The organism is Pontibacter sp. T17, from assembly GCF_057219875.1.
The window spans coordinates 748,326-771,240 of record NZ_JBXVVW010000001.1; the positions used below are offsets into that span (position 1 = coordinate 748,326).

Genomic DNA, 22,915 nt, shown 5'->3' on the forward strand with positions numbered 1-22,915 from the left:
GTCAGCCTCAATCTGTGCACGACATGCAGCTATACCTTACACTCGAGGGGCAGATATACCAGATCGACACGGCGGAGGGGCAGCAACTGCACCTGTCGCTGCGGTTTGAACGGCCCGCGACAGGCGAACAGCCAGTGGTGGCCGCCCCCCAGCCGAGCACTTATGGGGTGCCCAAGGCGCATGCCCGGGCATATCAGGATGGAGAATTTGTGGGAGACACCCGCGCGGGTGGGTCGTGTAATTTTGAGCAGGTGACGCTGGTGCCACACTGCAACGGCACACACACCGAGTGTGTGGGGCACCTGACACACGAGCGCGTGTATATAGAGCATGTGCTGCGCGACGGCCTGTTCCCCGCGACGATCGTGACGGTGCTGCCAGAGGGGATGGAAACCACTTCCGAGACGACCGACCCCGCTCCCCAACCGGGCGATGTGCTGATAACACGGCGGGCACTGGAAGCAGCATATGCGGCAGCAGGAAGCCCTGGCAGGGGGTACCTGGAGGGTTTTTGTATCCGCACCCTGCCGAATGCGGCCGAGAAGGCAAGCCGCGACTATGGGGTGAGTGCACCACCGTACTTCAGCCGTGAGGCGATGGAGTGGGTGGTGGCACAGGGCGTGAAGCACCTGCTGGTGGATACCCCAAGCCTGGACCGCTTGCTGGATGCAGGGCGTCTGACGGCGCATCGGGTGTTCTTTGGGCTGCCCGCCGTGGAAGCTGCCGAGAGCCGGAGCCTGTCGGCGGCACGCCGGCCGATGCATACAGTGACAGAACTTGTGTATCTGGGTGAGGAGATTCCGGACGGACCGTGCATCTTGCAGGTTCAACTTCCACCTTTTGTGAGTGACGCGGCGCCCAGCCGTGTATTCCGCTATGGCCTCAACCCCGTCGTTTCGTGACCGCCTGAAGGCGGCCTATCAGTTTGGGCCCCGCTACCGCAAGCAGCGGCGCTGGCTGTTTGGCATACTGGCGGTGCTGGTGGTGCTGCCAGTGGCTTTTGTGGCGTATGTGATAGCCGACATGCCATCGCTGCGGCAGCTGGAGAACCCCAATACAGATCTCAGCACGCAGATTCTGAGCTCGGATGGTGTGCTGTTGGGCACGGTGTACAAAGATCAGAACCGGGTGACGGCGCGGTTTGCCGACCTGCCACTGCACCTGCAGAACGCGCTGATAGCGACGGAAGATGTGCGCTTCTATGACCACTCGGGTATAGACCCCAAGTTTGTGTTCATGGCGCCGTTCATGATTCTGAAAGGGGGGCTGCGTGGGGGGTCGACGATTACGCAGCAGCTGGCCCGGAACCTCTACAACGAGTCGGTTGGCTTTGACCGGAGCCTGTTCCGGAAGGTAAAGGAGGCCATTGTGGCGTCGTATCTGGAGCGGCGGTTTACGAAGCCGGAGATTCTGACGCTGTATTTCAATACGGTGAATTTCGGCGGCACGATCTATGGGGTACAGGCAGCCGCAAAGAAATATTTTGGTAAAGATGTAAAGGAGCTGACGGTGGAAGAGGGTGCCCTGCTGGTGGGAATGCTGAAAGCGACGGGCAGCTACAACCCAATCAAGAACCCTGAGGCTTCGAAGGGACGGCGAAATGTAGTGCTGTCGCAGATGGAAAAATACGGCTTTCTGACGGCGGAGGCTGCTGACAGCCTACGGGCCAAGCCACTGAACCTGGCAAACGTGACGGTGGGCGAGGAGCACAACGAGGGCCTGGCGACGTATTTCCGAACAGAGGTGCAGAAGTGGCTGAAAACGTGGTGTGACAAGCGCGGCCTGAACATGTACACCAGCGGGCTTCGGGTGTATACCACGCTGAATGCGCGGCTCCAGAAACATGCTGAAACAGCTACCCGCGAGCATCTGGCCAGCCTGCAGAAGGTGTTTGAAAAGCAGGTGAAGGGCCGGGAACCCTGGCGTGGAGGTGTTGACACAGGCGTAGTGCGCCGTGCCATGACGCAGAGCGCCTATTACTACACACTGAAGCAGGGTGGAAAAAGCGAAGCCGAAATCAAGCGGGCTTTTGGGCAGAAGCGCCCCATGCGGGTGTTTGCCTACAACAAACAGGGGTATCTGGACACGACGATGACGGCGTATGATTCGCTGCGGTATTACGCGCGGTTCATGCAGCCGGGCTTCATCTGCATCAACCCGAGCAACGGACATGTTCTGGCCTGGGTTGGGGGGCTTGACCAGCGCTACTTCAAGTATGACCACGTGCGTGTGAGCCGCCGCCAGGTGGGGAGCACATTCAAGCCGTTTGTGTATACGGCTGCATTTGACAATGGCTTTACGCCGTGTCAGGAAGAGCTGAACATGCCGGTGACGATCGAGTTTGACGACAAGGTGTGGTCGCCACGGAATGCAGACCGGGATATGGGCGGATACATGACGCTTCGTAAAGCGCTGGCGCTGTCGAAGAACCTGGTGACGGCACGGCTGGTGAAAGCACTGGGCCCACAGGTGGTGGCCGACTATGCGTACAAGATGGGCGTGACAAGCAAGCTGGATGTTGTGCCCTCGATTGCACTGGGTACGAGCGATCTGTCTGTATATGAACTGACCTCTGCGTATGCGACGATTGCGGATATGGGGCGGTGGCACGAACCGATCATGGTGACGCGAATTGAAGACCGGAATGGTACAGTGTTGGAGGAGTTTGTGGGCAACAGCCGCGAGGCAATCAATGAAGCGACAGCCTACATGGTGATAGACGGCCTGCGGGCAGTGGTGAACGAAGGCACCGCGGCGTCGTTGCGTTGGAGTTTCAACATCCCTGGGGGGGTGGACATGGGTGGCAAGACGGGCACCACGCAGAACCATGCCGATGGCTGGTTCATGGGGATTACGCCGAGCCTTGCCGCCGGAGTGTGGGTAGGCTGTTCGGACAGAATGGTGCGCTTCCCGACACTGGAGTATGGCCAGGGCGGCAGGATGGCGATGCCTATCTGGGGTAAGTTCATGAAACTGGCGTACGAAGACCAGGAGCTGAACCTGCCGAAGATACTGTTCCAGCGGCCCGCGTCGCTGGCGGTGGAGCTGGACTGCAAGAAGTTCAAGCGGACAAACCCGACACCAGAGTCGCCGAGTGGCCAGACAGGTGAGGCCGACCGCCCGCAGGCCCTGGACTTCAACAACTGACATGGGTGGCGAACTGCTGGCGCTGCTGCGCAAGGAGCTGATGCTGGAATGGCGGCAGAAGTCGTCGCTGGGGGGACTGCTGTTGTATGTGCTGAGCCTGGTGTTTGTGTCGGCGCTGAACCTGCGCGGCCTGAACGACCCCACTGTGTGGAACGTACTGTACTGGCTGCTGGTGGTGTTTGCGGCTTTGAACGCAGTGGCGAAAAGCTTTCTGGGCGAGACGGATGGCCAGCTGCTTTATCTCTATCAACTGGCGTCGCCGACGGCGGTAATATTGGCCAAGACGGTGTACAACACAGTGCTGCTGACGGTGTTGGCGCTACTGTCGCTTGGCATACAGATGGTTCTGCTGAAACAGCCGATGGAGAACCCGCTGGCATTTCTGGCAGCGGCGGTGCTGGGTTCGGTAGCGGTGAGTTCGACGCTGACACTGATATCGGCCCTGACACAGAAGGCCGGGGGCAAGCCCACCCTAATGGCTGTGTTGGGCCTGCCACTGCTGGTGCCCTGTCTGCTGACGTTGACGAAGATGAGCCATGCGGCCATTCTGGGTGTACTTCGGCTGGGCGATGTAGGCGTACTGCTGGGGCTTAGTGGCGTGGCGACGACGCTGTCGGTGGTACTGTTCCCCTACCTATGGCGTGAATGAAAAAGCCAGTGCGGTGTTACCCACACTGGCTCGGATCCAAACAGAACAATCGGGCAATTTTAGCGGGCTGCTGACGCGGGTGATCCTGCCACCGGAGTAGCAGCCGTTTGCTTGAGGAGTACTTCCAGCAGCTTAGCATTGAGCATGGCGCAGGTACGGCTGTTGAGTTTGAGGCGCTGGTCGGCGTAGAGAACGGTGCTGATACGCTGGCCATTGGCATTGTAGAAGTGCACCAGTGTTTCGCGCTTATCGGCTTTGGCTTCGGTAATCCAGAAGGGGCGGCCATCGACGGGGCCGTTCTGGCACTCGGCGGGGGAATTGGCGTCGCGCTGGGCGGGGGTCTGTGCCTGAGCGGTGAGTGCGAGGAGGGTGAGTGCACAAGCGGCAGCGAGCAGACGAAGTGTCGTTTTCATAACAGGGTGTGATAATTTGTGTGAGTGAGACACAAGGTTACCCTGTGAAAAGCAGTGAAAGGGGAAACTTCGATGGAAGGGCGAGAATCCTCCGGTTTCGACAACTGTGCTGCCGGATTCGGCATCAGCCGTTTAGCTGTCGGCGGAGGTATTCCTGCACGCGGTCTTTGAAGCTGCGGCCCACAGGAAGTGTCAGGCCGTCCAGCTGCACCTCAGTGGCGGAGATGGCACGGATGCGTCGTGTGGGCACGATGTAGGAGCGATGAATGCGCAGGAAGCGGTCGGTGGGCAGCTGTTGCTCCAGAGCCGAGATGGTAAGGTAGCTGACGATTGGGCCACCCGAGGTGTGGATGCGGATATAGTCGGACAGGCTTTCGACGTAGAGGATGTCGGCGTAGGGTATTGTATGGAGCTTTTTGTCGGCGCGCAGGAGCAGAATTTCAGCCTGCGGGGGAGCTTCGGGAAGCGGTTCGGGGGGTGTCGCCAGGCGGAGTTTGTCCTCGGCCTTCTGGACAGCGAGGAGGAAGCGCTCGAAGGGAATGGGCTTGAGGAGATAGTCGAGGGCATTGACCTCGTAGCTCTCGACAGCAAAAGCGGCATGTGCCGTGGTAAAGACGACAAGAGGCGGGTTGGCCAGTCCTCTGACGAGCTGCATGCCAGAAATCCCTGGCATTTGGATGTCGCAGAAGAGTAGGTCGATGTGCTGCGAGGCGAGGATGGCGAAGGCCTCCGGGGCGGTGGCGGCGGTGGCGGCGAGTTCGAGTGTGGGTATGCGGAGGAGGTAATGCCGGAGGATGTCGAGCGCGAGGGGCTCGTCATCGACGAGCAGACACCGGAGCGGACGACTTGTAGCGGGCATGGGTAAAGGTAAAAGAGATGGTTGTCAGGGGAGTGGGGCGGCCAATGCGGCAAAGCCACGGGGTTTCAGCTGGAGCTTGAGGGTGGCAGTGTAGAAGCCATCGGCTTCAGACTGTAGCAACTGGAAGTCCTTAGGGTAGAGCAGCTCGAGCTGCCGGCGGAGGTTTTCGATGCCGATTCCCTGGCGAGAACTGTCGGCTGGGCGCGTCTTTACCGGGTTCCGGGTCTCGAAAATGAGCATGCCATCGTCGGGGATACGGAGTGAGAGGTGAATCCAACGCTTACCGGGTTGTGCAATGCCAGCGTGTTTGAAGCAGTTTTCGGCCAGAGGGATGAGCAGAAGGGGCGAGATTTCCCAAGCGTCGGGATTGCCAAGGACCTCGAATTCGATGGCACGGGAGGCGTCGTAGCGGAGCCGTTCGAGGTCAAGGTAGTTATCGAGGAACTGGATTTCGGAGGCCAGTGGCACAGCGGGTTTGCCGGTTTCGTCGATCATGTGGCGCATGAGGCCGGAGAGCTTTAGGACCATCTCGGGTGCGCGGTCGCTCTTGGCAAGGGTAAGCGCGTAGAGGTTGTTGAGGGTGTTGAAGAAGAAGTGGGGGTTGAGCTGGGCCTTTAGGAAGCGGAGTTCGTTCTGGAGACGGTTCCGGTCTATCTGTTGCTGCGTCTGCTGTGCCTGGTAGGCCTCTTTTATTACCTTGATGATGGTGGTGAGGACGAGAATCTCGATGATGTGGGAGAGAATGGAGAAGTAGCGGAAGCGGGAGTAGAGGATTTCGGGGGTCATGGGCTTGTAGATGCCAATGTCTACGCAGATGCCAATGACTTCGCGCTGGAGAATGCCGCCGAGGAAAAGACTGCCAGCGACAGCAGCGCCATAGAGGAGGTCGTGTCGCGGCTTGAGCAGCCGAGGCATGAGCACCCGCAGATTCAGGTAGACAACGGCCATCTTGACAGGCATTTCGGCGGCCTGTACCAGAATGACGTTTTCCCAGGTGTTGACGAAACCGGCATAGAGGAACACGCGCCCGGAATAGTACAGGAGCCAAAAGCCGATGTGCAGCATCAGGCGATTTTGGAGGATGCGGGGCAGGGTAGCTTGCACGCGCTAAATATCAGAAAAGACCGCCGAGGGCTGGCAGGTGTTTCGACTAACGGCAGGAATGATGCCGGAAACAACAGTAATTGTTTTTGGGGAACCGAAACGGAGTGTTGGCTGTGTGCGGTACAGGCTTCGGCCCTGGCACGAACCATGGTTTCTTTCCGCACATTGCTGACCGCGCTGCTGATGGTGCAGGTGCTGAACCTGTCGCTATGTCTGCCTGCGCTGGCGATAGCAGACAGGGCGGGGCTGAATGCGGCAGATCCGACGGCCACGATTGACAGTTTTACCGAGCTGATGGCCGACCAACTTTCGGACGAATGCCCGATGGATGCCACCTCTGAAGAACCAGAGGGAGACCACACGGGTGGCGTGCAGCTGCTGAAGTTTCTGGTGCATGGGTGGCAGTTGTCGGTGCCAGGCCATGCAGTGGCCACGACCACCAGGCCAATCGACAGAACCGGTGCCGTAGTGGGCGGCAGCCTGCCTGCTCATCAGCCACCCGAGGGCTTGGCAAGTATGCGGCGGTAACGCCAGCCCCCGCCCCGCTGCAAGCGGCTGGCTCCGGTTTTTCTGTCACTTTACACTTGAAACGCTTTATACTGATGGGGGCGCTATGCCTGCCCCTGTTGTCGGCTGCGCAAACGGCTGCTCCTGACAGCGCACAAAAAGCCATTGCAGATTCGGTTTACATTGCTGAGGTAGAGGAGGTGCCCAATGCGCCTGCCAAAGTGCTGCATGCCGAGCCACTGTACATAGACCTGATACGCGACCTCGGTGCCCGCAAGGGTGAACGGGAGTGGAATTATGGATTGGAACTGCTGGACAATCAGCTGTATGACCGCTATCTGGGAATTGTGGAATATGAGTGGGCACCGGTGAACCGGTTGGGTGTAGAGGCCGAGCTGCAACTGGAGTTTTTCTCGCGCAACCGGCTGATGCCCCGTGATGAGCGCCCATTGCCGGAGAACCGTGTGCGAAGTCTGAAGCTGGCGGTGCAGTATACGTTTTTGGTGGCGCCGGAAGCGCAGACGAGTCTGGCGGTGGGATATCTGCATGAAGTAGAACTGCCAGGCTTTCAGTCGATTGCCCGACGTTCTGTGTTGCAAGAGCACATCTTCAGTCCGTTTGTGGTGGGCGCCAAACGCTGGGGCAACAACTGGCACACGCTGGTGTATACGGGCCCGCTGCTGTACCGTTTCACAGAGGCAGAAAGGGGTCAGCGCTGGCATACTGGCTATCAACTGAACACAAGTGCACACTACATGATAACGGGCACGCGGAATTTCGTGGGGGTGGAGCTGAACAAGCAGTGGGGCAGTGCCTTTAACATGGTGATCAGGCCACAGATGCGGGTAGGAATCTCGGACAACCTGCTGATGGGGATTGTTGTGGGTGTGCCAGTTGAGAAGTCGGACGCCCGGCTGAGTATGTTCCTCAGGCTGATCTGGGAGCCGCGTCATGTGCGACGAGGGCACTAGCGGTTGGGGACGGCCAGCGTGTGTATGGGCATGGTAACAATCCGGTGCCAGAGTTCGGCCACGATGCGCCACTGTCCGTCGGGCTGGCGATGCCAGAGGATGACGTACCGAAAGGCATTCATGTCGCGGCGGAGAATGGAGGCGATGCCTTTGGCCGAGCGTATGCCACGAAGCCAGGCGTTGTCGCCGTAAATCTGCAGGGGCTCATGAACGAAGGTGGCGTAGGTGGAGTCGGGGGTGGGATTGCGCTGCCAGTAAAGGCAGATAGCCTCCGGGCCACGTACGACGGTAGTGTCGGGTGGAAGCAGGCGGGCGTCTGGCGCAAAGGCGCGGCAGACGCCCGGCAGATTTCGTTGCAGATGGGCGGTGGCGTAGGCGTCGAAGGTGCGGAGAATGGCGATGCTGTCGGCCCGGGACGACTGGCCGCGGAGACCAATCGGAACGGACAGCAGGAGCAGAACGGCCAGGCAAGTGCGCACCCCCCAAGATAGGATTTGTAGCCGTAAGGGTATGCAAATGTGGCAGATGAGCATGTGAGTGGCGGTTTTCTGCCGAACTTGCGGCACCATGCTTCCCCACACCCCACTGATACTGGACGGCAAGGCCACGTCGGCCGCCATACGCGAAGAGCTTCGGCAGAAAGTACAGGCGGCTACCCACGCAGGCCACCGCCCGCCTCACCTGGTGGCAATCCTGATAGGGGACAATCCGGCGAGCGAGACCTATGTGGGCGGAAAGATCAAGGCGTGTGAGCAGGTGGGGTATCGGAGCACGCTTGAGCGCCACCGGCCTGATATAAGCCAGGCTGAACTGCTGGCACGACTGGCCGAAATCAATGCCGACAGCACCATTGATGGGGTGATTGTGCAGCTGCCGCTGCCAATGCACATATCGGAACATGCGGTGATAGAGGCCATAGCGCCTGACAAGGACGTGGACGGCTTTCACCCGGTGAACATTGGCCGGATGGCGAAGAGCCTTCCAGCTTTGCTGCCTGCCACGCCGTCGGGTATACTGGAGCTGCTGAAACGGTATCAGATCGAGACCATCGGCAAGGAGTGTGTGGTGATAGGCCGAAGCAACATAGTGGGCAGTCCCATCTCGATTCTGCTGGCGCGGAATGCCGAGCAGGGCAACGCCACTGTGACCATCTGCCACAGCCGCACGCGCGACCTGGCGCGGCATACGCGGGAGGCGGACATCCTGATCGTGGCATCGGGGCAATGTGAGATGGTGACGGCCGATATGGTGAAGCCGGGCGCCGTGGTGATAGACGTGGGTATACACCGTGTGCCCGCCCCAGAGACGAAGTCGGGCTTCCGGCTGAAAGGCGACGTAAAGTACGACGAGGTGGCGCAGGTGGCGTCGGCGATTACGCCGGTGCCGGGCGGCGTGGGCCCGATGACCATTGCCATGCTGCTGATGAACACCTGGGCCACGTATGCCGAGCGCATCCTGCTGGGCAAGTGATATCCCTGAGCCACAAGAAGAACGATGCTGCTGCTGCTGGAAACAAGTACGGACGTATGCTCGACGGGGCTGGCCGATAACGGCGTGCTGGTGGGCATGCAGGAATACACGGCAGCCAAGCTGCACACCCGGCTGGTGACGGCTACTGCCGAACAGCTGCTGCGCAACCTGGCGCTGACGCCCGGTCATCTGACGGGCGTAGCGGTAGCCGCGGGGCCGGGCAGTTATACCGGGCTGCGGGTGGGGGTATCGGCGGCGAAAGGGCTGTGCATGGCATTGGGCATACCGTTGATAGCCGTGCCAACATTACAGGCGCTGGCTGCACAGGCCGTGCCGCTGGCGGAATACCTGAACGCCGACATTGTGCCGATGCTGGATGCCCGACGGATGGAGGTGTTTGCAGCAGTGTATGATGCGCAACTGATGGAGCAGCAGGCGGCTGCCCCTGAGGTGCTGACAGCGGAGAGCTTTGCTCCGACAGCTGGCCGGAAGCGCATAGCCGTGGGGGATGGGGCGAAGAAGTTTGGGCCACTGGTGGCGGGGCAGGCTGCGTGGCTGGTGCTGCCGGAGGTGCAGGCATCGGTGCGGGGAATGGCCCAACTGGCGCATGCCCGCTGGGTGGCAGGCCAGCACGAAGATGTGATTCGGTATGAGCCGGAGTATCTGAAGCCACCGGCAACCTCGCGCCCGAAGCGCGAAGCCAGCGCAGAGTAAGTTTTTCACCGGGCGTTGAGGAAGCCGTTGAGTGCCTTTACGAGCGCGCGGCGGCTTTTGGCGTGCTTCATCCAGGAAGGCAGGCGGCTGATGAGGCTGGCATTGTGGTTGGGGGTGCGGCGGCGCTGGTCGGCAGAGATGTAGGCGAGCAGAAACGCGGCATGGGCGCGGTTGATGGCCCAGAGTGTGTGCCCCTCTACATCGGCGCGGAAGCGTAGCGTGCAGCCAAACCAGGCATCCTGGAGGCCCCCACGCAGGGTAGGCAGCAGCTGGCGGTATGGATTGGGCTTGCCGCAATGGCGGCAGTGCTGGCTGCGCTGATGGGTGGAAACAAGAAAGCTGTCGAGTCCCTTGCAGCCGCAGGAAATGCACTTCTCGCTGTAATAGAGTACAAAAGCACCGTACCAGGGCCCTTTGCCCATGCCTTGCGCCAATGCATTGTGGCCGCAATGCGTGCAGACAAGGCGAGCGGTGGTGTTACGACCGTCGGTGTGCCAAAAGCCGGGTGCCCAATGGGCAGGCTTTTCGACATGCACCCCGGCAGGTTTGTTGCATTTGGGGCAGATTACGGAAAAACCGTGTTCGTAAAATTGCTCAAGCCAGCGGTGGGACTCGTGAAAATCCATTTCTAAAGGTAAAAGGCGCAGACATATAGCCAATGATGGTGCAAGGTTGGCGCAAAGGATGATGTAAATTTCTGGATGCCTGCGACTTTATTCTCCGACCAATCGGCGTCGTACAAAGCTTTCCGGCCGGTGTATCCCGCCGCACTGTTCGATTGGGTAGTCGAGATCAGTCAGGGCCATGAGACGGCGTGGGATGTAGGGACGGGGAATGGCCAGGCTGCCGTGCCGCTGTCAGAGCGGTTTGTGCGGGTGTATGGCACAGATGCGAGTTCGCAGCAGCTGTCGTTTGCCGAGCCGCGCAGCAACATTGAGTATTCGGTGGCGCTGGCCGAGCAGTCGGGCCTGGCTACGGGTAGTCTGGACCTGGTGCTGGCGGCGCAGGCGGCCCACTGGTTTGACCTGCCTATGTTCTACACCGAATGCCGTCGGGTGGCGCGGCGCAAAGCACCGTTGGTGCTGGTAGGCTATGGTAATGCCCTGCTGCCAGAGCCGTTGCAGCGGCCTGTGCATCATTTCTATTCGGATACGATTGCGCCATACTGGGCAACTGGGCGCCGGCACATCGATACACATTACCGCAACCTGTTCTTCCCGTTCAAGGAGCTGCTTGCCCCCCACCTTTACATTGAGGATGAGTGGGACCTTGCGCACCTGCTGGGGTATCTGGAGAGCTGGAGTGCCGTAGCGGCCTGTCGCCGGAAAACAGGGGAAAACCCACTGGTGCCACTACAGGAGGAGTTGCAGAAGATTTGGCCCTCGGGAGGCTTTCCTGTGCGTTTTCCGCTGTTTATCCGTTCGACGATTCTGTAACTACTTAGGTTTTTTAACGCAGATGTGGTAGAAGTAAATGGCTAAGTGCGTACATTTCAACTTGATATGGAAACGCTTGCCCTGACCGAGGTAGTGAAGTTTATCGATGGCTCGCTACCGCACAGTGCCTGGACCCACGGGGCACACCTGCGTGTGGCGTGCTGGTTTGTGCACAGTTTTGGAAAGTCGATGGCGCTGCCGCTGGTGCGCCAGGGAATCGTGCGGCTGAATGACCGCCACGGAACGCCGAACACAGAAACCAGTGGCTACCATGAGACGCTGACGGTGTTGTACACGCGTATTATAGCTGACTGGTACAAGGCTGGGAATTTTCATCATTATCCTCAGGCGGCGATGCGGATAGAAGCCGAACTGGGCGATCGTGCGCTGCCGCTGCGTTTCTACAGCCGAGAGCGGCTGTTCAGTGTGGAAGCACGCCGAGGCTTTGTAGAGCCCGATCTGGCCCCGATTTCCTGGCCACTCCCAGGGGTCGCCGCAGCTTCGACACCTACATTTGCGACGGCGGTGCACTAAAGGGTAGCTGTTTGCGTTATCCCCCAACGCAAACAGCTAACTTTTACCTAGCATGAGCCAAAAAGGACGCGTCCTCGTAGCGATGAGCGGGGGCATTGACAGCAGCGTGACTGCCGCCCTGCTGCACGAAGAAGGATATGAGGTGGTAGGCATCACGATGAAGACGTGGGACTACGCTACGTCGGGCGGATCGAAAAAAGAGACCGGGTGCTGCAGCCTCGACAGCATCAACGATGCGCGCGAGATGGCCGTGAAGATGGGCTTTGCCCACTACATCATTGACATCCGCGAGGAGTTTGGCAACTACGTCATCGATAACTTCATAGAGGAATACCTGGCAGGCCGGACGCCCAACCCCTGTGTGCTGTGCAATACGCACATCAAGTGGGAGGCCCTTCTGCGCCGCGCCGACAAAATGGACTGCGAGTTCATTGCCACGGGCCACTATGCGCAGGTGCGCGAAGAGAACAACCGTATGGTGATATCGCGCGGCCATGACCTGTGGAAAGACCAGTCGTATGTGCTGTGGGGCGTGACGCAGGAGTGCCTGCGCCGGACGCGGTTCCCGGTGGGGGGCTTCGAGAAACAGCAGATACGGCAGATGGCGCTGGATATGGGTTTTGAGAGCCTGGCCAAGAAGCCTGAGAGCTACGAAATCTGCTTCGTGCCGGACAACGACTACCGCGGCTTTCTGAAGCGTCAGGTACCGGGGCTGGAAGAACAGCTGGCTGGCGGCAACTTCGTTCTGGCCGATGGCACCATCGTAGGTAAGCATCAGGGCTATCCCTTTTACACCATAGGCCAGCGGAAAGGGCTGGTGGCGATGGGCGAGCCGTACTATGTGACGGACATCATACCGGAAACGAACACGGTAGTGATAGGCAAGGAAGAAGACCTGTTCAGTAGCCGTTTTACGGTAAAGGGCGTGAACTTCGTGAAGTATGCCGAGTTGCCGGAAGAAGGGCTGGATGCACTGAGTAAAATCCGATACAAGGACGACGGGACGCCAAGTCGCATTTACCAGACCGGACCGGGCAACGTGGAAGTACGCTTTGCCGGCCCTGTGAAGAGCGTTACGCCGGGGCAGAGCGCGGTGTTCTACGAAGGCAACGACGTAGTGGGTGGCGGCTGGATAGACCGGATTGTGGAGTAGGGCTTACCAACCGTAGCAATAAAAGATGACCGGAGCAGGCAACCCTTGCTCCGGTTTTGTATTTATTACAGGTATAACCCCTTTGCACCCATGAACCTACACCAACTGAAACGAACAACCCTGATGGCTACCCTATGCCTGATGGGGTTGGGCCACGCTGCTCTGGCGCAGCAACCCTACAAGCTGCCAGCCCAACTGGAGCACCATCGGTTTCACCTGACGACGCAGAGCCCGGCTGGTAAGCCCACGCGCTGGTTTACCGACACGGGTGGCGGATTGTTTCTGTCGGCAGAGCAGGGCCAGCGACTGGGCCTGCGGTCAGACAGCATTGAGGTTGATGGTGGCAAGAAGATGGTATTGGCTACCTGGGCACAGCTGAACACGGATGCGCGCATTCCGGCACCTGGGCAGGGCCCCCGGAAGGGAATTCTGCCGGTGATGGCCCTTCCCGCAGGCCAGCCGCAAATGCCCGGTATGCTGGGGCAGGCGTGGTTCAATGGCCATGCGTGGCGGTTTGACTATGGCACAGGAGAGCTGTGGGTGGATGTGGCGCTGCCCAAGATGCCAGCGCACACCATCCCGCTTACGTTCAAGCCTACGCCACAGGGGCCGCTGGGCTTTCCGCGTATGACGATAGTAGTGGACGGCGACACACTGCCGGTGCTGTTTGACACTGGGGCTACGCTGTTTGTGTCGGAGAACTCGGCGCCTGCGTATGGCAATCTGCCTGTGGGCACAGAGGTGGCCACGAGCTTCATTATGGAAGATGTTTTCCGTAAGTGGCAGCAGAAGCACCCTGAGTGGCGTGTGATAGACAATGCCGACGACCTGATGCGCCGTATGGGCCGAAATGGGCCAATGATAGAAGTGCCGCAGGTGACGGTGGCTGGGCACACAGTGGGGCCCGTATGGTTTGCGCTGCGGCCCAATCCCAACTTCGGCCAGTTTATGAGTGGCTTCATGGATGCGCCGGTGGTGGGAGCAGTGGGTGGCAGCCTGTTCCGGTATTTCCGCGTCACGGCCGACTATCCGGCGGGCAAGGCGGTGTTCGAAAAGCTGTAGGCTCTGGCGATACTGCATGAAAAAGGCCCCGGGATACGGGGCCTTTTCTGTTAGGGAAGCGGGTGTTACTTCTTTTTCTTCTTGTCTTTGGGTTGCTCGGGGGCTTTGCCTGTAGCCCAGCCTTCGAGCCAGTAAGAAGCTTTGACATCGGCAGTGCGGACAAGCTCGCACTTGACGTTGACGTTTTTGCCCGTGAACTCGACGGTTACTTCCTGTGCGCCGGACTCGTTGCCGACGGTGAGGCGGATTTTGTCGCCGGGCTTGAGAGCGGCGATTCTCTCTTCGAGGTTAACGGAGGCAACCGGCTTGCCATCTACCTGCATGAGGAGCACGCGAGGAGAGAGGCCTGCTTTGGCTGCGTCGCTTCCGGGTACAATGCCCAGAATGGCCACGCCTTCGCCCTGGCGCTGGGTGCGGCTGATACCGAGGTTGCGGAGGCCCGCGTTCAGGTTGGGGGTGATCTTCAGCTCGAGGCCCATCGGTTCGAGGATGGACTTGTAGTCGAGCGGGGCAACGCCATCTACATACTTCTGGAAGAAGGCGGCGAAGGGTTGGCCGGTTACGGCCTCAGTGGCAATCTGGACGCCGTTTTCGGGGACACCCTGCCCCTTCTTGTAATACTCGTTGTAGAGCCAGCGCATGACATCGTCGAGCGACTTGGCGTTGTTGGTGACACGGCGGATTTCGAGGTCGAGCAGGAAGCCGACACGGAGGCCGAGGGGGTAGTAGGAAATCTGGGTGTGGGGATCCACATAGTTGCTGGTGGCGAGCCAGCTGTCCATACTGGCCTGTGCAGGCGAGATTTCGTACTGGGCGTAGTTGTTCTCGAGGCTGGTGATGTTGCCCGCGATTTCGTTGAGCAGGTTGTCGGGGGTGATGAGGCCCGCGCGGGCTACCATGACGTCGGCATAGTAGTCGGTGATGCCTTCGGTGAGCCAGTGGAGGCTGGTGTACTGTTCGGCGCGGTAGTCGTAGGGCCAGAGGGAGGCGGGGCGGATGCGCTTGACGTTCCAGAGGTGGAAGAACTCGTGGCTGGTGATGCTCCAGAGCGACTCGAGGCCCTCGGTGTTCATGCCAACTTCCTGCGGCATGGCGAACATGGCGCTGCGGCTGTGTTCTACCGCATGGCGAATGGGCATGGGCAGAAGGTAATAGATGAAGTCGTAGCGTTTGAAGGGAAGGTCGCCAAAGAGTGCTTTCTGGGCGCGGACGATTGCAGATACCTTGTCGGCGTAGACTTTATCGGCTTCGGCAGGAGCCAGCCAGGGGCCCTGGAAGTGGGCGGTGAAGCTGACGCCGTCTACCTCAAAGGAGATCTGCTTGAGGCTGGGCGAGAGGATGGTGGGGGAGTCGATGAAGTCGTGGTAGCTCTCGGCGGTGAAGTAGCCATGCTTGCCGGCCACAGGCTCGAGCTGGGACGCGACTTTCCAGTCAGCGGGCAGATTGAGGACGTGGAGGTTGACGGGGTCGTTCCAGCGGCCGTTCACATACATGAAAAGCTCGTGGGGGTTGAAGTAGGCCATGGTGGGGGTCACATAGGCCGAGCCAGCGTCCTGCACGTTGGCGTATACGGTATAGCTGATACGGATGTTGCCGCTGGTGGGGTTGGTAACGCGCCAGGTATCCTTGGTGACCTTGCGCACGGTGAGGGCATTGCCCTGTTCGTCAGTAGCGCGGACACGGTTGATGCCGGCAGCAAAATTCTGCATGATGTAGCGGCCAGGACGCCAGGCCGGCATGGAGAACTCGGTGTAGCCACCCTCGGCGGGGGCAGTGGTGAGGGCAACCTGATACAGACGCTGGGCGGCTTCGGGCCAGCTGAGCTCGTAATTGTAGGGCTTTTGGGCGTTCATGTGGCTGCAAAGGAACAGCAGGGGAAGCAAAGCGACGAGGGTTCGTCGCAGGAAAGACACAGACATTCCGTAGGAGTGGGTAAGGTGTGCGAAAGCACCTAAATTAGTGAATCCCTACACTAGTTTCTTTACCTCAAACCCATACACACAGACATGCGCATGTTTACCCGTGCTGTATCAACGGGCTGTCTGCTGGCGGGGCTTTCCCTGACGGCGGCAGGCCAGATTACAGCGCCCAACCCTTATCCACCGACGAGTGGCGCGGCCCGAATGGAGTCGGCGTCCCAGCGTCAACGGCTGATTACACAGTCGCGGGTGGGCAATATACAGGGCCGCAATGTGGGCCCGACCGTGATGAGCGGCCGGGTGGTGGACCTGGAAGTGAACCCCAGCGACCCCACGGAGTTCTACGTAGCGTATGCTACGGGCGGCCTGTGGCACACGACAGACAACGGCATTTCGTTCGCGTCGATTTTTGACAATGCAGGCGCGCCCATCTTCCTGGGCGACATCGCCGTAGACTGGAAGACCCGCCAGATCTGGGTGGGGACGGGCGAGAACAACAGCAGCCGGTCGTCGTATGCGGGTACGGGCATGTACTACAGCGACAACAACGGCAAGAGCTGGGCCTGGCGTGGCCTGCCCGAGAGTCACCACATCAGCCGCGTGGTGCTGCACCCGACCGACCCCAACACGCTGTGGGTAGCGGTACTGGGCCACCTGTACAGCCCCAACGCCGAGCGCGGGGTATACAAAAGCACCGACGGCGGCAAGAACTGGACACGCACGCTGTTTGTGAACGACACGACGGGCGCTGCCGACCTGGTGATAGACCCGAAAGACCCCAACACACTGTATGCCTCGACGTGGACGCGCGACCGCCGCGCCTGGCACTTCCGCGAGAGCGGCGCAGGCTCGGGTATCTGGAAGAGCACCGACGGCGGCAGCAACTGGACGCTGATTTCAACGCCGACGAGTGGCTTCCCGACGGGGCCGTTTACGGGGCGCATTGGCCTGGATATCTACGCAGGCAACAGCCAGGTGCTGTATGCTGTGGTAGACAACAACGCCCGGACAGAAGACCGCAGCGGTAAGCGGCTGGTGACCACCGAGAAGGTGCGCAACATGGACGCGGCTGCATTTGTGGCGCTGCCTGCCGACAGCATCACCGTCTGGATGGACGATGTGGGCTTTCCGCAGCAGTACAATGCCAAGGGGTTACAGGAGCAGGTGAAGGCTGGCAAGCTGACGCCCCGCGCCATTGCCGAGTTTCTGTCGGACGCCAACGCCGACCTGTTCAACAAGCCGATTCTGGGCGCCGAACTGTACCGCAGCGACGACGGCGGCAAGAACTGGAAGCGCACGAGCGACAAGCCCATCGCCGACCTGTTCTACACCTACGGCTACTACTTTGCCCAGGTGCGTGTGTCGCCGCTGGACGACAAACTGGTGTACCTGCTGGGTGTGCCGGCCATTGTGTCGGAAGACGGCGGTAAGACCTTCCGGGCGATGAACTCGGACAACTCGCACTCTGACCACCACGCCCTGTGGGTGAGCCCCACCAAGCGTGGCTACATTGTGCTGGGCAATGACGGTGGCGTGAACATCTCGTACAACAATGGCGGGGCGTTCATCCACTGCAACACGCCTCCTGTGGGGCAGTTCTACGCGGTGAATGTAGACAACGCCACCCCCTACAACATCTATGGCGGCCTGCAGGACAACGGTGTGTGGGTTGGCCCCAGCACTTACAGTCATGACCGCGGCTGGTACAGCGAAGGCAAGTATCCCTACGAGCGGATTGGCGGCGGCGACGGCATGCAGGTGCAGATAGACCCGCGCAACCGCAACGTAGTGTACACGGGCTACCAGTTTGGCAACTACGTGCGGCTGGACCGCAGTGGCAACAGCCGCCCCAAGCGCGTGACCCCCAGCCACACACTGGGCGAAAAGCCCTACCGCTGGAACTGGCAGACGCCGATTCTGCTGTCGCCCCACAACCCTGACATTTTCTACATGGGTGCCAACCGGCTGTTCCGCTCGTTCGACAAGGGCGAGAGCTTCCGGCCCATTTCGCCTGACCTGACACAGGGCGGCGCGAAGGGCAACGTGCCTTACGGTTCGATTACGTCGTTCGCGGAGTCGGGCCTTCAGTTCGGCCTGATTTACGCTGGCACCGACGACGGCCGTGTGCATGTGACCCGCGATGGCGGCATGCAGTGGCAGGAAATCAGCGCGGGGCTTCCCGCCAACCTGTGGGTGAGCCGCGTGGAGGTGTCGAGCCGCGACACGGCCACCGTGTGGGTGAGCCTGAATGGCTACCGTTGGGACCACTTTGAACCCTACCTGTACAAGAGTACCGACTACGGCAAGACCTGGACCCGCCTGGGCACTGACCTGCCGAAAGAAGCCATCAACGTGGTGCGGCACGACCCCGCCAACCCCAACCTGCTGTATGTGGGCACCGACGGTGGCCTATACGTGAGCCTGGACGGCGGCAAGACCTTCGAGGCGTTTCTGGGCGGCATGCCGGAAGTGCCAGTGCATGACCTGGTGATACACAGGGGCCAGAAGGAGCTGGTGGTGGGCACACACGGACGGTCGGCCTACGTGCTGCCGCTGGGCCATGTGCAGCAGCTGACGAGCGCGATTCTGCAAAAGCCCCTTCACGTGTTTGCGCTGGACAGCCTGACCCACAGCGACAACTGGGGCCGCAAGCTGTACACCTGGGGCGATGTGATGGAGCCCAAGGCGCAGCTGGTGTATTACGCTGCCAAAGGTGGTGTCGCCACGCTTACAGTGAAGAACGCTGACGGTATGGTGGTGCGCACCGTTACCGACACCGCCGAAGCCGGCCTGAACTTCCTGGCGTATGACCTGACGGCCGACGAGCGCGCTGCCACGGCCGCTCCCGCCAAAGGCAAGAAGCCTGCTGCGGCAGCGCCTGCCTGGAAGAAAGCCGAGAACGGACGCTATTACCTGCGCCCCGGGGGCTACACGCTGGAACTGAGCGTGAACGGCACGACCGTGAGCCAAGGGCTGGGCATCAAGGAGAACCGCCAGGCCGCGGCCCGCGCCCGCCGCCGGACAGGTCCCTGAGCTGGTAGGACCGACTGAGAACGAGAAAGCCCCGTCGCGAGACGGGGCTTTGTTGTACCCGTTGGAGTATGGTGATGGGGTTACTCAACGCCCCTTTATGCAGGATTATGCAGGATTATGCAGGATTATGCAGGATTATGCAGGATTATGCAGGATTATGCAGGATTATGCAGGATTATGCAGGATTATGCAGGATTATGCAGGATTATGCAGGATTATGCGTAACTATGCATAATTGTGCGTTTTTCTGCATAAGAAGTGGAGTGATGGAGACGCTTGGAAGGATGATCAGACGCCTGCGGGAAGACCGCAAGTTGACGCAGCAGGACCTGGCGGATTACGCTGCCGTAAGTGTGCGCTTCATTGCCTCGCTGGAAGCGGGACAGGAGAGCGCGCGGATGGACAAAGTGAATCAAGTGCTGGGGGTGTTTGGCATGGAACTGGCCCCCGTGCCGAAGAAGCGTGAGGTAGCCGATGCGTAGGGCACGGGTATATATGTACGACATGGAGGCAGGCGTGCTGGAAGAGACGGCTGATGGCTATCGGTTTGTGTACCATGCCGACTATCTGTCGCGCAAGGAGGCCACAGCGATAAGCCTGACACTGCCACTGAAAGCAGAAGCCTATGCCAGCCGCACACTGTTTCCGTTCTTCGATGGGCTGATACCGGAGGGTTGGTGGTACCAGATGCTGCTGAACATACGTAAACTGGACCGCCGCGACCGCTTTGGGCAGCTGCTGGCCAGCGGACGGGAGTGCATAGGTGCCGTAAGAATACTGGAAGAAGCGGAGGAGGCCAATGCCTAACTGCCTGTACTGCTATAAGCCCCTGGCGCCTACACAGGAGGGAGAATATCACCCTGCCTGCGCGAAGAAGTTCTTTGGCACGGCGGAGGTGCCTGTACTGCCCCTGCAGGAAGAACACCTGTATGAGCACGTGCTGGAGCAGAACATAGCGCAGCAGGTGTCGGTTACAGGCTTCCAGAAAAAACTGTCGCTGGAACAGACGGGAAGAGAGCTGCGGACGGTGCTGGACGCTGGCGGTGGGCGCTACATCCTGAAGGTGCCGAACCCGGAGTATGCCGAAATAGTGGAGTGGGAGCACCTGACGATGCTGATGGCGCAGGCTGCCGGGATAGCGACGGTGCCGTGTACACTGTATCGGCTGCCGGAAGGAAATCTGGCGTATCTGACCCGACGGATAGACCGGAAATGGGAAAAAGGGCAGGTGACGCGCATTCATATGGAAGACTTCTGCCAGTTGCTGGAATTTCCGGCAACGGAGAAGTACCGTGGCTCTTATGAGCGGATTGCCAAGAAGATTACGGCCAGTTCGGTAGTGCCGGACGAGAATGTGCTGTCTTTTTTCAATCTGGTGCTGTTCTCGTTCCTGACATTGAATGCCGACATGCACCTGAAGAACTTCTCGCTGTGGTATCCGCAGCCGGGGAGGCCGGAACTGGCGCCGGCATATGACCTGCTGCCCTCGCAGTTGATAGAACAGAAGTTCAGGAAAGAAGACGAAGAACTGGCGCTGACGCTGAACGGGAAGAAGAACCAGCTGAAGTGGGAGGACTTTGCAGCGGCAATGGGCGCGGTGGGCATACTGCCGAAGGTGCAGGAGAACCTGGTGAAGCGCCTGCAACGGGCCCTGCCCAAGTGGAAAGTGCTGATAGACCGCAGCTACGTTTCGGCGGAGAAGCAGGCGGCCTATTGGACGCTGATACACGAGCGGCTGGCCCGACTGACTGAGCGCTAGGGCATTTCTGGTGGAGAGCTGACCAATCCGGAGCGGTTCTTACGATATTTGCGGCCCTAAGCTGCTGTTATGACTGCCCCTTACAAACGCACGACCGTCACCGCTGCCCTGCCGTATGCCAACGGGCCGGTACACATAGGCCACCTGGCTGGCTGCTATCTGCCTGCCGACATCTACGTGCGGTATCTGCGGAGCGCAGGCAAGCCGGTGCTGTTTCTCTGCGGCTCGGACGAGCATGGCGTAGCCATCACGATGAAGGCGCGCAAAGAAGGCCTGACGCCCAAGCAGGTGATAGACAAGTACCACGGGCTGATGCAGCAGGCGTTTGCAGCGTTCGGCATCTCGTTCGACGTGTACAGCAGGACGTCGGCGGAGGTGCACCACGAGACGGCGCAGGAGTTTTTCCGGAAGTTTTACAACGAGGGGCTGTTTGAGGAGAAGACGACCGAGCAGTTTTTCGACCCCGAGGCGCTACAGTTTCTGGCCGACCGCTACATAGAGGGCACGTGCCCCAACTGTGGCTACGAGAAAGCCTACGGCGACCAGTGCGAGAAGTGCGGTACGTCGCTGAGTCCGCAGGAGCTGATTAATCCGCGGAGTACGCTGAGCGGTGCCAAGCCGGTGCTGAAAGAGACGAAGCACTGGTTTCTGCCGCTGGAGCAGTATCAGGGGCGTATTCAGGAATATCTGGACCAGCACACTGAGTGGAAGGTGAATGTGGCTGGACAGGTGCGCAGCTGGCTGGCCGATGGCCTGAAAGCCCGCAGCATGACCCGCGACCTCGATTGGGGTATTCCAGTGCCGATATCGGGTGCCGAGGGCAAGGTGCTGTACGTGTGGTTCGATGCGCCGATTGGCTACATCAGCGCAGCCAAGGAATGGGCGCAGAAGCAGGGCAAGCCCGACGCCTGGAAAGAATGGTGGCTGAAGCAGGCGAACCCTGCCGACAACGCCCGGCTGCTGCACTTCATCGGCAAGGACAACATCGTGTTTCACTGTGTGATATTCCCGGCGATGCTGATGGCCCACGGCGACTACATCTGGGCGGACAACGTGCCGGCGAACGAGTTCATGAACCTGGAAGGCGACAAGATTTCGACGTCGCGGAACTGGGCGGTGTGGGCACACGAGTATGCCGAGGACTTTGCCAGCGTGACGGGCGGCATTGACATGCTGCGCTATGTGCTGGCGGCCACGCTGCCGGAGACGAAGGACAGCGACTTCTCGTGGAAGGATTTTCAGACGCGGGTGAACTCGGAGCTGGTGGCAATTCTGGGCAATTTCGTGAACCGGGTGCTGACGCTGATCCAGAAGAACTATGGCGGGACTGTGCCTGCCGCCAGTGGCGTGCTGAAGGCCGATCTGCAAGCACAGATACAACCGCTGGTGGCAACCGCTACCGAGGCGCTCGAGAACTTCCGGTTCCGGGAGGGGCTGGGTGCCGTGATGGACATTGCGCGGATTGGCAACAAGTACCTGGCCGACAGCGAGCCGTGGCATTTGATCAAGACCGACCCTGAGGCGACGAAGGAAGTGCTATGGCAGTCGCTACAGATTGCGGGCCAACTGGCGGTGGTAGTAGAGCCGTACTTGCCGAATACGGCGGCTCGCCTGCGCGAACTGCTGGCTATTGGCACTGTGCCGGAATGGAAAGTGCTGACTGAGCAGGCAATACTGGTGCCTACCGGCACGCAGCTGCCTGCGCCAACCCTGCTGTTCCAGAAACTGGAAGACAGCGTGATAGAGGCTCAACTGGCGAAACTGGCCGCGGGCAAGCCCGCGCCAGTGGAAGCGCCGAAGGCAGAGGCCAAGCCTGCCGCTAAAACAGAGGCAAAGGAGGCCGCACCCAAAGGCACCATCCAGTATGACGACTTTGCGAAGCTGGACCTGCGCGTGGCGAAGGTGCTGGCGGCCGAGCGCGTGAAGGGCGCTGACAAGCTGCTGAAGCTGACTCTGCACGACGGCACTGGCGAGCGTACTGTGGTGAGCGGCATAGCCGAGCATTACACGCCTGAGGAAGTGGTGGGCCGCAAGGTGATGCTGCTGGCCAATCTGGCGCCGCGTAAGCTGCGGGGCATCGAGAGCCAGGGGATGATACTGATGGCGGAGAACGCCGAAGGGCGACTGGCCTTCATGACGCCTGCGGAGGACTTTGACGCCGGAAGTGCCATCAGCTGATGACCGG

Annotated in this window: 22 protein-coding genes; 16 read left to right on the forward strand and 6 right to left on the reverse strand. The window is 59.9% G+C overall.

The window, feature by feature from the left end:
* Positions 1-23 precede the first annotated feature (23 nt).
* From AC2D8O_RS03475 to AC2D8O_RS03485, 3 genes are read left to right on the forward strand one after another with little or no spacing between them, the layout of a single operon-like run.
* Positions 24-902, forward strand: a complete 879-nt coding sequence (locus AC2D8O_RS03475) for a cyclase family protein (protein ID WP_484677396.1) — start codon at positions 24-26, stop codon at positions 900-902.
* A complete protein-coding gene (locus AC2D8O_RS03480) occupies positions 877-3,147 on the forward strand; it encodes a penicillin-binding protein 1A (RefSeq protein ID WP_484677397.1) in 2,271 nt (756 codons plus the stop codon). The genes AC2D8O_RS03475 and AC2D8O_RS03480 overlap by 26 nt, the downstream gene beginning before the upstream one ends.
* A 1-nt stretch (position 3,148) precedes the next feature.
* A complete protein-coding gene (locus tag AC2D8O_RS03485) occupies positions 3,149-3,796 on the forward strand; it encodes a heme exporter protein CcmB (RefSeq protein WP_484677398.1) in 648 nt (215 codons plus the stop codon).
* A gap of 59 nt (positions 3,797-3,855) precedes the next feature.
* Here the strand turns inward: AC2D8O_RS03485 and AC2D8O_RS03490 are convergent, their stop codons facing one another.
* The 3 genes from AC2D8O_RS03490 to AC2D8O_RS03500 form a co-directional block, all read right to left on the reverse strand.
* Positions 3,856-4,209: a hypothetical protein gene (locus tag AC2D8O_RS03490; RefSeq protein WP_484677399.1), complete on the reverse strand. Its 354-nt coding sequence runs from the start codon at positions 4,207-4,209 to the stop codon at positions 3,856-3,858.
* Positions 4,210-4,333: 124 nt separating this feature from the next.
* Positions 4,334-5,068, reverse strand: coding sequence for a LytR/AlgR family response regulator transcription factor (locus AC2D8O_RS03495; protein WP_484677400.1), 735 nt, complete (start codon positions 5,066-5,068; stop codon positions 4,334-4,336).
* A gap of 24 nt (positions 5,069-5,092) precedes the next feature.
* The gene (locus tag AC2D8O_RS03500) at positions 5,093-6,172 is read right to left on the reverse strand and encodes a sensor histidine kinase (RefSeq protein WP_484677401.1); all 1,080 of its coding nucleotides are present in this window, start codon (positions 6,170-6,172) and stop codon (positions 5,093-5,095) included.
* A gap of 147 nt (positions 6,173-6,319) precedes the next feature.
* Between AC2D8O_RS03500 and AC2D8O_RS03505 the strand changes: the two genes are divergently transcribed.
* Both AC2D8O_RS03505 and AC2D8O_RS03510 read left to right on the forward strand, forming a co-directional pair.
* A complete protein-coding gene (locus AC2D8O_RS03505; RefSeq protein ID WP_484677402.1) occupies positions 6,320-6,700 on the forward strand; it encodes a hypothetical protein in 381 nt (126 codons plus the stop codon).
* A 56-nt stretch (positions 6,701-6,756) separates the two neighbouring features.
* A complete protein-coding gene (locus AC2D8O_RS03510; RefSeq protein WP_484677403.1) occupies positions 6,757-7,650 on the forward strand; it encodes an HAEPLYID family protein in 894 nt (297 codons plus the stop codon).
* Here the strand turns inward: AC2D8O_RS03510 and AC2D8O_RS03515 are convergent.
* Positions 7,647-8,129, reverse strand: coding sequence for a YybH family protein (locus AC2D8O_RS03515; RefSeq protein ID WP_484677404.1), 483 nt, complete (start codon positions 8,127-8,129; stop codon positions 7,647-7,649). The genes AC2D8O_RS03510 and AC2D8O_RS03515 overlap by 4 nt on opposite strands.
* An 88-nt stretch (positions 8,130-8,217) precedes the next feature.
* Between AC2D8O_RS03515 and folD the strand changes: the two genes are divergently transcribed.
* The gene (gene folD, locus AC2D8O_RS03520) at positions 8,218-9,120 is read left to right on the forward strand and encodes a bifunctional methylenetetrahydrofolate dehydrogenase/methenyltetrahydrofolate cyclohydrolase FolD (protein WP_484677405.1); all 903 of its coding nucleotides are present in this window, start codon (positions 8,218-8,220) and stop codon (positions 9,118-9,120) included.
* Positions 9,121-9,144: 24 nt separating this feature from the next.
* A complete protein-coding gene (gene tsaB / locus AC2D8O_RS03525; protein ID WP_484677406.1) occupies positions 9,145-9,834 on the forward strand; it encodes a tRNA (adenosine(37)-N6)-threonylcarbamoyltransferase complex dimerization subunit type 1 TsaB in 690 nt (229 codons plus the stop codon).
* Between the two features lie 5 nt (positions 9,835-9,839).
* Here the strand turns inward: tsaB and AC2D8O_RS03530 are convergent, their stop codons facing one another.
* On the reverse strand, positions 9,840-10,460 hold the full coding sequence (locus AC2D8O_RS03530; protein WP_484677407.1) for a hypothetical protein: 621 nt from the start codon (positions 10,458-10,460) through the stop codon (positions 9,840-9,842).
* Positions 10,461-10,535: 75 nt separating this feature from the next.
* Between AC2D8O_RS03530 and AC2D8O_RS03535 the strand changes: the two genes are divergently transcribed.
* From AC2D8O_RS03535 to AC2D8O_RS03550, 4 genes are all read left to right on the forward strand, one after another.
* The gene (locus tag AC2D8O_RS03535; RefSeq protein WP_484677408.1) at positions 10,536-11,270 is read left to right on the forward strand and encodes a class I SAM-dependent methyltransferase; all 735 of its coding nucleotides are present in this window, start codon (positions 10,536-10,538) and stop codon (positions 11,268-11,270) included.
* A 66-nt stretch (positions 11,271-11,336) separates the two neighbouring features.
* Positions 11,337-11,804, forward strand: coding sequence for a hypothetical protein (locus tag AC2D8O_RS03540; protein ID WP_484677409.1), 468 nt, complete (start codon positions 11,337-11,339; stop codon positions 11,802-11,804).
* Between the two features lie 52 nt (positions 11,805-11,856).
* Positions 11,857-12,957 carry a tRNA 2-thiouridine(34) synthase MnmA gene (gene mnmA, locus AC2D8O_RS03545; RefSeq protein WP_484677410.1) on the forward strand — a complete coding sequence of 367 codons (1,101 nt, stop codon included), beginning with the start codon at positions 11,857-11,859 and terminating at the stop codon, positions 12,955-12,957.
* 90 nt (positions 12,958-13,047) lie between these two features.
* Entirely contained in the window at positions 13,048-14,019 is a 972-nt protein-coding gene (locus tag AC2D8O_RS03550) for a hypothetical protein (RefSeq protein ID WP_484677411.1), read from the forward strand.
* A 65-nt stretch (positions 14,020-14,084) separates the two neighbouring features.
* Here the strand turns inward: AC2D8O_RS03550 and AC2D8O_RS03555 are convergent, their stop codons facing one another.
* Positions 14,085-15,872 (reverse strand): M61 family metallopeptidase, encoded by a 1,788-nt coding sequence (locus tag AC2D8O_RS03555; RefSeq protein WP_484677412.1) that lies wholly within the window; start codon positions 15,870-15,872, stop codon positions 14,085-14,087.
* Between the two features lie 153 nt (positions 15,873-16,025).
* Here AC2D8O_RS03555 and AC2D8O_RS03560 point away from each other — a divergent pair, with 153 nt between their 5' ends.
* The 5 genes from AC2D8O_RS03560 (at position 16,026) to metG (ending at position 22,908) form a co-directional block, all read left to right on the forward strand.
* Entirely contained in the window at positions 16,026-18,971 is a 2,946-nt protein-coding gene (locus AC2D8O_RS03560; protein ID WP_484677413.1) for a WD40/YVTN/BNR-like repeat-containing protein, read from the forward strand.
* Between the two features lie 284 nt (positions 18,972-19,255).
* A complete protein-coding gene (locus tag AC2D8O_RS03565) occupies positions 19,256-19,453 on the forward strand; it encodes a helix-turn-helix domain-containing protein (protein WP_484677414.1) in 198 nt (65 codons plus the stop codon).
* Positions 19,446-19,778 carry a HipA N-terminal domain-containing protein gene (locus AC2D8O_RS03570; RefSeq protein ID WP_484677415.1) on the forward strand — a complete coding sequence of 111 codons (333 nt, stop codon included), beginning with the start codon at positions 19,446-19,448 and terminating at the stop codon, positions 19,776-19,778. The genes AC2D8O_RS03565 and AC2D8O_RS03570 overlap by 8 nt, the downstream gene beginning before the upstream one ends.
* Positions 19,771-20,730, forward strand: coding sequence for a type II toxin-antitoxin system HipA family toxin (locus AC2D8O_RS03575; RefSeq protein WP_484677416.1), 960 nt, complete (start codon positions 19,771-19,773; stop codon positions 20,728-20,730). The genes AC2D8O_RS03570 and AC2D8O_RS03575 overlap by 8 nt, the downstream gene beginning before the upstream one ends.
* 69 nt (positions 20,731-20,799) lie before the next feature.
* Positions 20,800-22,908 carry a methionine--tRNA ligase gene (gene metG, locus AC2D8O_RS03580; RefSeq protein ID WP_484677417.1) on the forward strand — a complete coding sequence of 703 codons (2,109 nt, stop codon included), beginning with the start codon at positions 20,800-20,802 and terminating at the stop codon, positions 22,906-22,908.
* Positions 22,909-22,915: the final 7 nt, after the last annotated feature.

Excerpts from the sequence above, each read along its gene's own strand:
- AC2D8O_RS03475 (WP_484677396.1), top strand. The coding sequence starts at position 24 with ATGCAGCTATACCTTACACTCGAGGGGCAGATATACCAGATCGACACG.
- AC2D8O_RS03480 (WP_484677397.1), top strand. The coding sequence starts at position 877 with ATGGCCTCAACCCCGTCGTTTCGTGACCGCCTGAAGGCGGCCTATCAG.
- AC2D8O_RS03485 (WP_484677398.1), top strand. The coding sequence starts at position 3,149 with ATGGGTGGCGAACTGCTGGCGCTGCTGCGCAAGGAGCTGATGCTGGAA.
- AC2D8O_RS03490 (WP_484677399.1), bottom strand. The coding sequence starts at position 4,209 with ATGAAAACGACACTTCGTCTGCTCGCTGCCGCTTGTGCACTCACCCTC.
- AC2D8O_RS03495 (WP_484677400.1), bottom strand. The coding sequence starts at position 5,068 with ATGCCCGCTACAAGTCGTCCGCTCCGGTGTCTGCTCGTCGATGACGAG.
- AC2D8O_RS03505 (WP_484677402.1), top strand. The coding sequence starts at position 6,320 with ATGGTTTCTTTCCGCACATTGCTGACCGCGCTGCTGATGGTGCAGGTG.
- folD (WP_484677405.1), top strand. The coding sequence starts at position 8,218 with ATGCTTCCCCACACCCCACTGATACTGGACGGCAAGGCCACGTCGGCC.
- tsaB (WP_484677406.1), top strand. The coding sequence starts at position 9,145 with ATGCTGCTGCTGCTGGAAACAAGTACGGACGTATGCTCGACGGGGCTG.
- AC2D8O_RS03530 (WP_484677407.1), bottom strand. The coding sequence starts at position 10,460 with ATGGATTTTCACGAGTCCCACCGCTGGCTTGAGCAATTTTACGAACAC.
- AC2D8O_RS03535 (WP_484677408.1), top strand. The coding sequence starts at position 10,536 with ATGCCTGCGACTTTATTCTCCGACCAATCGGCGTCGTACAAAGCTTTC.
- AC2D8O_RS03540 (WP_484677409.1), top strand. The coding sequence starts at position 11,337 with ATGGAAACGCTTGCCCTGACCGAGGTAGTGAAGTTTATCGATGGCTCG.
- mnmA (WP_484677410.1), top strand. The coding sequence starts at position 11,857 with ATGAGCCAAAAAGGACGCGTCCTCGTAGCGATGAGCGGGGGCATTGAC.
- AC2D8O_RS03550 (WP_484677411.1), top strand. The coding sequence starts at position 13,048 with ATGAACCTACACCAACTGAAACGAACAACCCTGATGGCTACCCTATGC.
- AC2D8O_RS03555 (WP_484677412.1), bottom strand. The coding sequence starts at position 15,872 with ATGAACGCCCAAAAGCCCTACAATTACGAGCTCAGCTGGCCCGAAGCC.
- AC2D8O_RS03560 (WP_484677413.1), top strand. The coding sequence starts at position 16,026 with ATGCGCATGTTTACCCGTGCTGTATCAACGGGCTGTCTGCTGGCGGGG.
- AC2D8O_RS03565 (WP_484677414.1), top strand. The coding sequence starts at position 19,256 with ATGATCAGACGCCTGCGGGAAGACCGCAAGTTGACGCAGCAGGACCTG.
- AC2D8O_RS03570 (WP_484677415.1), top strand. The coding sequence starts at position 19,446 with ATGCGTAGGGCACGGGTATATATGTACGACATGGAGGCAGGCGTGCTG.
- AC2D8O_RS03575 (WP_484677416.1), top strand. The coding sequence starts at position 19,771 with ATGCCTAACTGCCTGTACTGCTATAAGCCCCTGGCGCCTACACAGGAG.
- metG (WP_484677417.1), top strand. The coding sequence starts at position 20,800 with ATGACTGCCCCTTACAAACGCACGACCGTCACCGCTGCCCTGCCGTAT.